General features: G+C 66.3%; 12 protein-coding genes. 4 read left to right on the forward strand and 8 right to left on the reverse strand.

Annotated features, from left to right (window positions below):
* Nucleotides 1-201: 201 nt before the first annotated feature.
* The gene (locus tag DBR12_RS03955) at nucleotides 202-807 is read right to left on the reverse strand and encodes a molybdopterin-dependent oxidoreductase (protein ID WP_108616059.1); all 606 of its coding nucleotides are present in this window, start codon (nucleotides 805-807) and stop codon (nucleotides 202-204) included.
* A gap of 212 nt (nucleotides 808-1019) precedes the next feature.
* Here DBR12_RS03955 and DBR12_RS03960 point away from each other — a divergent pair, with 212 nt between their 5' ends.
* The gene (locus DBR12_RS03960; protein WP_233244290.1) at nucleotides 1020-2213 is read left to right on the forward strand and encodes an MFS transporter; all 1194 of its coding nucleotides are present in this window, start codon (nucleotides 1020-1022) and stop codon (nucleotides 2211-2213) included.
* A 413-nt stretch (nucleotides 2214-2626) separates the two neighbouring features.
* Here the strand turns inward: DBR12_RS03960 and arsB are convergent, their stop codons facing one another.
* The 4 genes from arsB to DBR12_RS03980 all read right to left on the reverse strand — a co-directional run bounded on the left by arsB (nucleotide 2627) and on the right by DBR12_RS03980 (nucleotide 5306).
* Nucleotides 2627-3649 carry an ACR3 family arsenite efflux transporter gene (gene arsB, locus DBR12_RS03965; RefSeq protein ID WP_108616069.1) on the reverse strand — a complete coding sequence of 341 codons (1023 nt, stop codon included), beginning with the start codon at nucleotides 3647-3649 and terminating at the stop codon, nucleotides 2627-2629.
* Nucleotides 3650-3892: 243 nt separating this feature from the next.
* Nucleotides 3893-4399, reverse strand: coding sequence for an arsenate reductase ArsC (locus tag DBR12_RS03970; RefSeq protein WP_108616061.1), 507 nt, complete (start codon nucleotides 4397-4399; stop codon nucleotides 3893-3895).
* A gap of 13 nt (nucleotides 4400-4412) precedes the next feature.
* Nucleotides 4413-4928 (reverse strand): ArsI/CadI family heavy metal resistance metalloenzyme, encoded by a 516-nt coding sequence (locus DBR12_RS03975; protein WP_108616062.1) that lies wholly within the window; start codon nucleotides 4926-4928, stop codon nucleotides 4413-4415.
* 51 nt (nucleotides 4929-4979) lie between these two features.
* Entirely contained in the window at nucleotides 4980-5306 is a 327-nt protein-coding gene (locus DBR12_RS03980) for a helix-turn-helix transcriptional regulator (protein WP_108616063.1), read from the reverse strand.
* Nucleotides 5307-5601: 295 nt separating this feature from the next.
* On the opposite strand from DBR12_RS03980, the gene DBR12_RS03985 reads away from it, so the two are divergent.
* Together DBR12_RS03985 and DBR12_RS03990 are read left to right on the forward strand one after the other, a co-directional pair.
* Complete coding sequence (locus DBR12_RS03985; protein WP_108616064.1) at nucleotides 5602-6657, forward strand: methionine ABC transporter ATP-binding protein; 1056 nt, start codon at nucleotides 5602-5604, stop codon at nucleotides 6655-6657.
* Nucleotides 6658-6671: 14 nt separating this feature from the next.
* The gene (locus DBR12_RS03990) at nucleotides 6672-7337 is read left to right on the forward strand and encodes a methionine ABC transporter permease (RefSeq protein ID WP_108616065.1); all 666 of its coding nucleotides are present in this window, start codon (nucleotides 6672-6674) and stop codon (nucleotides 7335-7337) included.
* A 244-nt stretch (nucleotides 7338-7581) separates the two neighbouring features.
* On the opposite strand, the gene DBR12_RS03995 is transcribed toward DBR12_RS03990, so the two are convergent.
* Nucleotides 7582-8355: an N-acetyltransferase gene (locus DBR12_RS03995; RefSeq protein ID WP_108616066.1), complete on the reverse strand. Its 774-nt coding sequence runs from the start codon at nucleotides 8353-8355 to the stop codon at nucleotides 7582-7584.
* 407 nt (nucleotides 8356-8762) lie between these two features.
* Between DBR12_RS03995 and DBR12_RS04000 the strand changes: the two genes are divergently transcribed.
* A complete protein-coding gene (locus DBR12_RS04000) occupies nucleotides 8763-9341 on the forward strand; it encodes a DUF1566 domain-containing protein (RefSeq protein ID WP_108616067.1) in 579 nt (192 codons plus the stop codon).
* Between the two features lie 61 nt (nucleotides 9342-9402).
* On the opposite strand, the gene DBR12_RS04005 is transcribed toward DBR12_RS04000, so the two are convergent.
* Nucleotides 9403-10110 (reverse strand): YkgJ family cysteine cluster protein, encoded by a 708-nt coding sequence (locus DBR12_RS04005; RefSeq protein WP_108616068.1) that lies wholly within the window; start codon nucleotides 10108-10110, stop codon nucleotides 9403-9405.
* 19 nt (nucleotides 10111-10129) lie between these two features.
* Nucleotides 10130-10801 (reverse strand): serine hydrolase (locus DBR12_RS04010; protein WP_146185466.1); only part of this gene is annotated, 672 nt, incomplete at its 5' end.

A 10801-nucleotide genomic window follows, 5' to 3' on the forward strand; every position in this document is an offset into this window, starting at 1 on the left:
GGGCGTCCGAAGTGGGGGGGGGCAGCGCCGTCATGAGGGTGAAGTTGGGCTGGCGTAATACTGAATTTAATCACAGTGCACCGGCGGTGCTGCTTTTGGGGAACAGAGAAGAGGTGGCGCAGAGACATCTGAGAAAAATGGGCCTCTTGCGCCGGATAGGCAAGTGTGGGTAGCTATCGACCAGGTGCGTGGCAGGTGTCCTCAGGCCTTCTTCACCTCAATGTGGTACAGCCCCCAGGGGCACAGGCCAAAGCGTTCTTTCACGGGTTTGTCTTTGAAGGCGGGCAGCACGTCGGCGTCGTAAACAGCCCACTGCGGGCCCAGGCCGCCCAGGGCCATGGGTTGGCCGTCGATGTGGGTGGCGACGATCATGCGCCAGGCCTGTGCGTCGGCCAGGCTGATGGTGGCGTTGTAGCCATCTACCGCGCGCAGCACCAGTTGCACGGGGCTGCTGCCTGCTGAGCTGCCCACACCCGCAGCGGCCAGCACGGTGGTGAGCAGGGGGCCTTGGAGGGTGTGAGGCTTGTTGTCGTATTCGAGCGTGGGCTTGATGGTGACGGCGGGCATGTGCTGCAGGGCTGCCGTGTCCAGCACGTGGGCGTAGGCAAACTGGATGCCCTGTTTGCCCATCATCTGGTCGATGGCGGGGTCCAGCGCGCCACGGTTGGGCTGGGTGATGGCGCCACTGATGGTGAGCAGGGTGGGGCCGGGAGATGCCTTGGCCTTGGGGGTTGCGTGGCTGGTGGTGGTTGCAGCCCACAGGCCTGCCAGGCCGACGCTGGTGGCCACAAAGTTTCTTTTCTTCACCCCTGGTTGCTCCTTGTGCGGTGTTTGGTGGGTGGGTTTCGATTTGGAGGTGAGCCGGCGGCTCGGTGGGTGGGTTCTTGCCGATCCGGGGCTCATGGTAAGCGCAGGGTCGGCGCTTGCCACCTCGAAACGTCAGTGCAGGTGTGCGCATGCCACCGTGTGGTGCGCGCGCCGCCAGCGGGCAGTTGCCCGGTGCGCCACAATCGGGTTGTATGACCTCTTCCTCGACGATGCTGCGGCTGATCAGCCTGGCGGCCTTTTGCAGCATGGCTTCCATGCGGGTGTGCGACCCGATGCTGGTGGCACTGTCTCTTGAATACCAGATCACCACGGGCGATGCCTCGGCGGTGATTGCAGCGTTTGCCGTGGCCTATGGCGTGCTGCAGCTGGTGTATGGCCCGCTGGGCGACCGGGTGGGCAAGGTGCGCGTGATCATTGGCGCCACGGCGGCGTGTGCGGTGTTCAGTGTCATGACGGCGCTGGCTCCCAGTTTTCAACTGCTGGTGGTGGCGCGTGCCGCCATGGGGGCAGCGGCGGCCGGGATCATTCCGTTGTCGATGGCATGGATTGGCGATGAGGTGGCCTACGAGCAGCGGCAGGAAACCCTGGCGCGGCTGATGGTGGCCACGGTCACCGGGATGATGGCCGGCCAGTGGTTTGGCGGCTTTGCCACCGAAACGCTGGGCTGGCGCGCGGCGCTGGGGGTGCTGGCCGTGCTGTTCTTTACGGCGGCAACGCTGCTGCTGCGCCACGCGCGCGCCAGCGGGGCACTGCGCAGGGTGGTGGCGCCGGGCGCACCGGCGTTTTCGCTGGCCAACTACCTGGCGGGCACCCTGGCGCTGCTGCGCATCCCGCGCGTGCGCTGGGTGCTCGCGGTAGTGGCGATAGAGGGCGCGCTCGCGTTTGGCACGCTGGCCTTTGTGCCTGCGCGCATGGTGGATGGGTTTGGGCTGTCGGCCTCTGCGGCGGGCGGTGTGATGGTGCTGTATGGCGTGGGCGGGTTGATCTACAGCGTGTTTGCGCGGCGCTGGTTGGCGGCACTGGGCGAGCAGGGGCTGGCCGTGCTGGGGGCCAGCTTCATTGCCATTGGCTTGCTCTCGCTGGCCTGGGCGCCTGCGGTAGGTTGGGCCATGCTGGGCTGTTTTTTGGCGGGCATTGGTTTTTACATGCTGCACAACACGCTGCAGGTGCAGGCCACGCAGATGGCGCCCCAGGCGCGGGGCACAGCGGTCACGCTGTTTGCGTGTCTGCTGTTCCTGGGGCAATCGACGGGTGTGCTGATGGTGGCTTTCAGCGTGGATCGGGGCTGGCTGCCGCCGGTGTTCACGGTGGCGGCGGTGGGCATTTTTGTGCTGGGGTTGCTCATTTCGCGCCGGGTGCAGGCGCGCGGGGCGGTGGCGGCTTGATGGTTTGGCCGTTGCATTCGCAAGCAGACAACCGTTCACGCTGAGCTAGGGCCTGTTCACACTATTTCTGCCAGTGCGAAGGCCACCCCGGTCGCGCCAATCTAGGCGCGTGACGACGCCAAGGCCGGGGCCTTGGCTAGGAGCGCAACGACGAGTGGCGTGGCCGGGGCGGCCTTCCCTTCGGGTTGCGATGCGAAAGGGCCATTCGCGGCGTTGCCAAGCCTCGCTGGGGCCGCACCCCAGCTTCGTTTGGCGCCTTGCGCATGGCCCTTTCGCATCGCAACGCATCTGGCAGAAATAGTGTGAACAGGCCCTGGTCGAAGCGCCGCGCAGGGTTTCGACAAGCTCAACCCGAACGGTGTGTGGTGCGCGTGCAGTCCTTGGAAGACCGCTTGACCCACGCCGTACACCCGTCAGCCCCTCGCCTCGTACCAGCCCTTGCTCCGGTTGACCACGGCCACCACCGCCAGCATCACGGGCACCTCGATCAGCACGCCCACCACCGTGGCCAGTGCCGCGCCCGAGTGAAAGCCAAACAGGCTGATCGCCGTGGCCACGGCCAGCTCGAAGAAGTTGGACGCGCCGATCAGCGCCGAGGGGCAGGCAATGTTGTGCTTTTCGCCCACGGCGCGGTTCAGGCCATAGGCCAGGGCCGAATTGAACAGCACCTGGATGAGGATGGGCACGGCCAGCAGGGCGATGACCAGCGGCTGCTGAAGAATGGCCTCGCCCTGGAAGGCGAACAGCAGCACCAGCGTGGCCAGCAGCGCGGCGATGGACCAGGGGCCGGTGCGTGCCACGGCGGCGTCGAAGGCTGCCTGGCCCTTGCGCAGCAGCCGCTTGCGCAGCCACTGGGCAATCACCACGGGAATCAGGATGTACAGCACCACCGAGGTGAGCAGCGTGTCCCACGGCACGGTGATGGCCGACAGGCCGAGCAAAAATGCCACCAGCGGTGCAAACGCCACGATCATGATGCTGTCGTTGAGGGCCACCTGCGACAGCGTGAACAGCGGGTCGCCCCCGGTGAGGCGGCTCCACACAAACACCATGGCCGTGCAGGGCGCGGCGGCCAGCAAAATGAGCCCGGCGATGTAACTGTCGATCTGGTCGGCGGGCAGGTACGGCGCAAACCAGTGGCGGATGAACAGCCAGCCCAGCAGCGCCATCGAAAACGGCTTGACCAGCCAGTTGACGAACAGCGTCACGCCAATGCCGCGCACATGCTGGCGCACCTCGGCCAGCGCGCCAAAGTCCACCTTCAGCAGCATGGGGATGATCATCACCCAGATGAGCAGGCCCACCGGCAGGTTGACGCGTGCCACCTCCAGCGCGCCCACGGCGCGCGCTGCGCCGGGGAACCATTGCCCCAGCGCGATGCCCGCGACGATGCACAGGAATACCCAGACGGTCAGGTAGCGCTCGAAGCCGCTCATGCCGGTGGCGGGGGAGGGCGGCAACGCGCTGGCGGCAGCGCGTTGCAAAGGGCTTGGTGGCAGGGTCATTTCAGTGATCCCTTCAGTGATCCATTGCGCTGCGCGCCACCCGCGATGCATGAAACTGGCGGGGCCCCAACCAGTGCACCCGTGGAACTGGCTTTGCCAGGCCACCGGGTGCGTCCCCCTCCCGCGCAGCGAGAGAGGGGTGAAGGCGCGAAGCGACTCAGGGGGTGTTTCATCTTATTGCGCGGGCAGGTTGCGGGCCGTGGCTTGCAGCGCGGTGGCGGCGAGTTTGTCGTCCGGCAGGTTCACCAGCAATTCCAGGCGCTGCTTGATGGCGTGCAGGGTTTTGCGGAAGGCCTCGGCCTTGTCGGCGTCAGAGCCATCGCCCGCCGACGGGTCGGCATAGCCCCAGTGCGCCGTGGCTGGGTGGCCGGGCCAGATGGGGCAGACCTCGCCCGCTGCGTTGTCGCACACGGTGATGATCAGGTCCATGTGCAGCGCACCAGGGGCGGCAAACTCGTCCCAGCTTTTGCTGCGCAGCCCTTCGGTGGGGATGCCTGCGTGGGCCAGCGCCTGCAGGCCCAGAGGGTGGGGCTGCTGGTGGTCGCGCGGGCTGCTGCCCGCTGAATAGGCCTTGAAGCGGCCCTGGCCCATGGCGTTGAGCAGGGCCTCGGCCAGGATGCTGCGGGCGGAGTTGTGCGTGCACAGAAACAGCACGTTCAAAGGATTGCGTGGGGTGCTCATCGTCGACCTGGGCTCAGCAGCATTTGTTGGGGTTGTTGGCGGTGGGGCCGCAGCAGGCGGCCTGGCCGGGTGCGGGGGCGGACGGTGCGCCCGTGGGGCAGCATGCGGCCTGGGCTGGCTGCTGCGTGGTCTTGGATGGCTGTTGCGCAGCGGCTTCGTTGAACACCGGGATGTTGCCCAGCGTGTGGAAGTGCTCCCAGGCCACGCCCTGCGGGTCGGTGATCCAGTGCTTGTCGCTGCGGGCGTAGCAGCAGGTGGTGGCGCCTTCGTCCAGCAGGGCCATGTCGGCGCCTTGGGCACGGGCCTTGAGCTCGGCCAGTTCGCCCGCCTCGTCCACCTGAAAGCCCAGGTGGTCCACGCCGGGCTTGTCGCCCCGGGTGGAGATGGCGAAGTTCACGCGCGGGTCTTCGAGCATCCACTTGGCGTAGTCGGTCTCGACCCGCGCAGGTTCTGCCGCGAACAGCCGGGAGTAGAACGCGATGCTCTTGGCAAGGTCATCGACATGCATGTGGACGTGGAATCGCTTCATGGTGGTTTCCTTTCGGCTGTGGGTCGTAGGGTGTAAGTTGGTGGGGGGCGATCAGCACTTGCAGGCGGCGGTGGCCTCGTCGGTCGCGCAGGCAGCGCCCTGGCAGCAGTTCTCGGTCAGGTAGGCGAGCAGCTCGTTCATGGTGGCAAACGAGGCGCGGTAGATCAGGTTGCGGCCCTGGCGCTCCTGGCTCACCAGGCCCGCGTGGGTCAGCTCCTTGAGGTGGAACGACAGGGTGTTGGGCGCAATGCCCAGTTGCTCAGACAGCCCACCGGGCGTGAGCCCCTCCTGGCCCGCCACCACCAGGGCGCGGAACACCCGCAGGCGCACTTCCTGGGCCAGGGCGGCGAGGGATCGGATGACGTCGGTTTCTTGCATGATTCGATGATACAACAAAAATTGAAATATAGAAGTATGGTTTGGATAAGTTGCTGGAGTCGTCAGGAAAATCCAGGGAAAAATGGCAGTCTGCGCTCTATGGTATTGCTCTGATAGCTATGAATTTCATAGTTATCGACGTCTGTGTACCACGGTCTTCATAACTCGGTGATCTAATCACCCGATTTTTTAATCGTTTGTGAACTTACGATTCGCCGATACAGTCGCCCATCCTTTTCCAGACCCGCGCGGCAGCGGCCACTCACCGTGAGGTCGCTGCCGCGCACTGCTTTCCATGATCGATTTACGGGGTATCACCCAAACCTACCAGGGCCCACAAGGCCCCGTCGAAGCCCTGCGCGGCATTGACCTCACCATTCAGCCGGGCGAAGTGTTCGGCATCATCGGCAAGAGCGGCGCGGGAAAAAGCTCGCTGGTGCGCGTCATCAACCTGCTCAACCGGCCCACCACGGGCCAAGTCATCGTGGGCGGCCGTGACCTGACCCAGCTGAACGACGCACAACTGCGCGAGGCCCGCCGCGAGATTGGCATGGTCTTCCAGCACTTCAACCTGCTGTCGTCGCGCACCGTGTTCGATAACGCCGCGCTGCCGCTGGAACTGGCTGGCATGGGCAAAGCCGACATCCGTGCGCGCGTGAACCTACTGCTCGATCTGGTGGGCCTGGCCCATCTGGCCGACCGCTACCCCGCGCAGATCAGTGGCGGACAAAAGCAGCGCGTGGGCATTGCCCGTGCGCTGGCCAGCCGCCCCAAAGTGCTGCTCTCCGACGAAGCCACCTCGGCGCTGGACCCGGAGACGACCCGCTCCATCCTCGACCTGCTGCGCCAGGTCAACCGCGAGCTGGGCCTCACGGTGGTGCTCATCACCCACCAGATGCAGGTCATCAAGCAGGTGGCCGACCGCGTGGCCGTGATCGAGGCGGGCCGCATCGTGGAGCAGGGCCGCGTGCTCGATGTGTTCACGCGCCCGCAGCAGGCCATCACCAAGAGCCTGATCGACGAGATCCTGCCGCAAGAGCTGCCCGTGAGCGTGCTCGACCATGTGCGCAAGCTCACCCGCCAGTTGGTCGCCACGGCACCCGGCCACACGGGGCGGCTGCTGCGCCTGTCGTACTCGGGCGACAGCGCCTACCAGCCCATCCTGTCGCAGCTGGTCCGCGAATTCGGTGTGGACATGAGCATCCTGCACGGCCAGGTCGACGAGATCCAGGACGAAACCTTTGGCTCGCTGGCCGTGTACGCCAGCGGCGAGCCCACGCAAGTGCGCGGCGCGGTGGAGCACCTGCGCGCAGGCGGCGTGGCGGTGCAAGAAGTCACGATTGAAATCTGAGGAAGAGGCCAACCATGTTCAACCATTTCACTCCGGCCATGCTGGACCTCTTTGCCTCCTCGCTGTGGGAGACGCTCATCATGGTGGGCATATCGGGCGCCGTGGGCGGCCTCATCGGCGTGCCGCTGGGCGTGTTTTTGCGCCTCACGGACCATGGCGGCGTGCTGGAGAACGGCCCCGTCAACAAGCTCGTGGGCTGGCTGGTGAACGCCGTGCGCTCCACGCCCTTCATCATCTTGCTGGTGGCCATCATCCCGTTCACGCGCTTCATCACCGGCTCGTCCATCGGCACCGCCGCAGCCGTGGTGCCGCTGACCATCGCCGCTGCGCCTTTCGTGGCCCGCCTGGTCGAGGCCGCCTTGCGTGAGGTGGACCACGGCTTGGTCGAAGCTGCCCAGGCCATGGGTGCCACCACCACCCAGATCGTGTGGAAGGTGCTGCTGCCCGAGGCGCTGCCCGGCATCGTGGCGGGCCTGACCATCACCTTCGTGAGCCTGACCGGCTATTCGGCCATGGCCGGTGCCATTGGCGGGGGTGGTTTGGGTGACCTGGGCATCCGCTACGGCTACCAGCGCTTTTTGCCCGAGATCATGCTGGCTGTGGTGCTGGTGCTGATCTTCTTTGTGCAGGCCGTGCAGAGTCTGGGCGACTGGGCGGTGCGCAAGTTGAGCCACCGGTGAGTGGTGAATTTGCTGCTTGATTTGCTATATATTTAATAGCTATAAAGGGTTGATGGACGCGCGCAGACTGCCATTTTTTATTAAATTCTGGCCCCAATCGCCGCATCCATGGCCGCCCCTGCCTTCACTCCCTCTCCCCTTGTGAGAGAGGGCGGGGGGAGAGGGGGCGCACAGGCACGCTGCATAGATTCACCCCCTCTTCCCAACCCTCTCCCGCAAGGGGAGAGGGAGCTTGAAAACCCCCTCAGCCCGGCACCCGGTAGTGGTAGCCATACGCCGTCTTGAATCCCATCGACTGGTACAGCCCCAGCGCTGGCGTGTTCTGCGCGCGCACCTGCAAATAGGCGCCGGCCGCCCCGGCCTCTGCCGCCCAGTGCAGCAGGGCGGTGACCAGTGCGCGCCCGCGCCCGCCACCCCGGTGCTCGGGCGCCACAGCCAGGTCGTACAGGCCCACGGCGCCGCGCTCCAGCACCGCCAGCCCAAAGCCCACGGGCTGGCCTTGCGCGTCGTGCTGCAACGCAAACGCGGCAGGGTGGGCGATGTGGTCCAGCATGCTGTTGTGCAGTGCGCGGTGGTGCAGGGGCACGCTGTTGGCGGCGGCAAAACCCTCCAGCCAGGCATCCGTCGGGGTGGTGCTGATGCGGGTGCTGCCATCGGGCTTGCCCACCGAGCCCAGGGCCAGTGGCCGATGCAACACCAGTGAAGGGTCGAAATGCTGGTAGCCCGCCTCGGCGAGCTCCTGGTCGGCCTCGGGAGGGGCCAGGGGCGAGATGCGGAACACAGCGGGCAGCCCATGCCGCGCATACAACGCCGCAGCTGCCTCGCGCACCCCGTCAAACGGCGCGCCGGGCAGTAGCGCGTTGACCGAATTGGCACGCTTGGTGTAGCCACCCGACAACCGGAACACCCAGCCCCGATGGAACACCGTCTGGCGCGCGGGCCAGGCGTTGAAGGCGCGCTCTTCGAGTGCGCGGATCAGGGCTGCGGGAACAGTGGGCTCGATGTTGGGGGGCGTCATGGCTGGGGTTATACCAACCCGCTCCCACCGGATCACGTTCAATCAATCGGTCTTGATCTTGTGGTCGGCCACCAGCTTGGCAAAGCGTATGGTGTCGCTGGCGATCTGCTCGGCCATCTGCTCCCCCAACTGGCGCGTGCTGTGTGCTGTATCTGCCTACCCGGTCACCACCCGCTTTTAAGCGTTTGTAGGGTTTCTGGCCGAGGCACTGCCTACGTTGGGGGCGCCGACCGGTGTTCCCACCAAACCTTGCAAACTGGGCAGACCGGGTATGCGAGGTGAGAGCGCAGCGCAGGTTTCTTGATCTGCAGGGGTAGCATTGATCTGGTGGAGTGGGTAGGGTGTCACTATCCGAGTCTGCGGTGCTTGCCCTCTTCAACAGCCCATTCCATCGCTCGCCTTCGCCCATGAAACCCCATTTGCTACTTTCTGCCTTGCTGGCGGGCGCGTTCGCATCCCTGCCTGTGTGGGCCACAGATCTCGCCGCTGCGCAAGACTGGTCGCTTTCGGCCGACGGTGGCTATGTGCTGGACCACCGCGCGGGACTGGCCTGGCCCCGTTGCGTGGAAGGCATGCAGTGGACTGGCAAAACCTGCACCGGCAAACCCCAGTTGCTGGACCGGGCCGAGGCCACGGCCCTGGCCGCCGAACGCTGGAAGGCTGAAGGCGTCGGCTGGCGCATCCCGCGTGCGGCTGAGCTGCAGCGGCTGGTGGACAAATCATTGTCGCCCCCGGGCCTGAACCCCATCCTGTTCCCTGCTGCGCCAGGCCAATGGCATTGGTCGTCTACCAGCAATGTGAGTGCGCCCAGCGTCAACCAGTACACCTACGGCAACATCGCCCAAGGCCGCGCGGGCGACAACGCCCGCCAGGCCGCCATGATCAACGGCTGGGCGGTAAACCTCTCCACCGGAGAGGCTCGGGGCGATGCGGCGCGGGCCAGCAAGCTACCGGTGCGGCTGGTGAGGCCGATGCCGGTGCAGTGATCAATACCCTGCGCCGCAGATCACGCGCAGACGCAGGTGCGGACGGCACACGCTGCGGGCCTTATTGCCGTGGGCGGGCCTCGGGGCCCCTGGCATCGAAATCGCGGCTAGAGGCAATGACGGCCGCCGCGATGGCGCTGTCGGTCAGGGTGGACAGATCCGCGCGCAGAAACACCGGGTGCACCTTGAGGGCCAGAAGAGCCAGTTCATCTGGCCTGCGGGGCACACGGCCGCCGGGGAAGGCCGAGGCTTTCTCCTGCATGAACCGGGCTGCCGCCTGCACGGCCTGGTGGGTGGCCTGCGCGTGGTGGCTGCCATACGAGAAGCGCCAGGCGCGCACCCGGGCATTGATGCGAGAGAAGCTGTCGGTGCCTGCGGCCATGCCCGCAGCGGCGAACACTCGGCAGTCGTAGGCGCGGCAGGCCTGGGGTCTTGCCGGGTAGATGCCGCAGTTGTTGTGCTCCAGCATGGGGCAGGCGCCCTGGGCCGTGCGGCCCAGCACCTGGTAGCCCGGCGGCATGCCGGGGGCCGGGCTCAGCAGCGGCGCGGGGATGGCCATGACGGCGGCGGAGTCTGACGGTGTCAGGGGGATGAAGTACCCCGAGGTGCAGCATCCCCGGCAGTCGCCGCAGGGCACCGGGGGCGTGGTGCCGCTGTGCAGCCCGCGCAGGGTGTGGTCCAGCCAGTCGGCAAAGTCGCCCGCATCGACCGGGGCTTCCTGCTCCATGCGGTGGGTTGGGATCGCGTTACGGTTTTGTTGGTTGTGCATTGCGGCGCAGAGTGGTGGGTCAGCGGTTCACTAGGCGTAGCAATCCCTGGTTCAGGGCGTCCAGCACCCAGCTGGAGCTGCCGGGCACCACGCTGCGCGTGTTGCTGAGCGCGAAGTAGGCGCTGCGGCCGTCTTGTGCCAACACTGTCAGGCCCATGAATCCGATGTTGTCCCCGCTGTGCACGATGGCGCCCTGGCCGTGGAGCCACGAGCCCTCCCAGCCCAGCGCGTAGTCGCCGCTGCGCAGGGTGCGCAGCCGCTGCACGTAGGCCGCAGGCAACCCATGGCTGCGGCCCTGGAAGGCGCGCTGGTGTTCTGCCAGCCACCGGCCATAGCCTGCCGGAGTCATCCACACATCCCCCGACGGCTTGGCCGCATCCACCCAAGGCAGCACCTCGGGTCCGAACCCGATGGCGGGTTGCAGCTTGCCCGGGGCGGGCCCCTCGTAGCCCTGCGCTGCGTTGGCAGGGGGCTGCCACTGCGGCTGCAGGCCGCGTGGCTGTGCCCATTGCCGCATCAGGGTCTCGAAGTCCTGCCCCGTGGCGGCCTCCAGCATGGCTCCGGCCACGGTATAGCCCGCGTTGGAATACGCAAACTCCCCGGCGCCGACCACCGGCTTCAGCGACAGCAGCCAGCCTGACAGCACCCGGCGCCGCGCTGCATCGGTGGCAGGGTGGGGGAGGGGCAGGGC

The organism is Acidovorax sp. HMWF029 (assembly GCF_003060895.1).
In the GTDB taxonomy this organism is placed as follows: Bacteria; Pseudomonadota; Gammaproteobacteria; order Burkholderiales; family Burkholderiaceae_C; genus Acidovorax.

Coding starts and splice junctions, on each gene's coding strand:
- DBR12_RS03960 (WP_233244290.1), top strand. CDS start 1,020: ATGACCTCTTCCTCGACGATGCTGCGGCTGATCAGCCTGGCGGCCTTT.
- arsB (WP_108616069.1), bottom strand. CDS start 3,649: ATGAGCGGCTTCGAGCGCTACCTGACCGTCTGGGTATTCCTGTGCATC.
- DBR12_RS03970 (WP_108616061.1), bottom strand. CDS start 4,399: ATGAGCACCCCACGCAATCCTTTGAACGTGCTGTTTCTGTGCACGCAC.
- DBR12_RS03975 (WP_108616062.1), bottom strand. CDS start 4,928: ATGAAGCGATTCCACGTCCACATGCATGTCGATGACCTTGCCAAGAGC.
- DBR12_RS03980 (WP_108616063.1), bottom strand. CDS start 5,306: ATGCAAGAAACCGACGTCATCCGATCCCTCGCCGCCCTGGCCCAGGAA.
- DBR12_RS03985 (WP_108616064.1), top strand. CDS start 5,602: ATGATCGATTTACGGGGTATCACCCAAACCTACCAGGGCCCACAAGGC.
- DBR12_RS03990 (WP_108616065.1), top strand. CDS start 6,672: ATGTTCAACCATTTCACTCCGGCCATGCTGGACCTCTTTGCCTCCTCG.
- DBR12_RS03995 (WP_108616066.1), bottom strand. CDS start 8,355: ATGACGCCCCCCAACATCGAGCCCACTGTTCCCGCAGCCCTGATCCGC.
- DBR12_RS04000 (WP_108616067.1), top strand. CDS start 8,763: ATGAAACCCCATTTGCTACTTTCTGCCTTGCTGGCGGGCGCGTTCGCA.
- DBR12_RS04005 (WP_108616068.1), bottom strand. CDS start 10,110: ATGCACAACCAACAAAACCGTAACGCGATCCCAACCCACCGCATGGAG.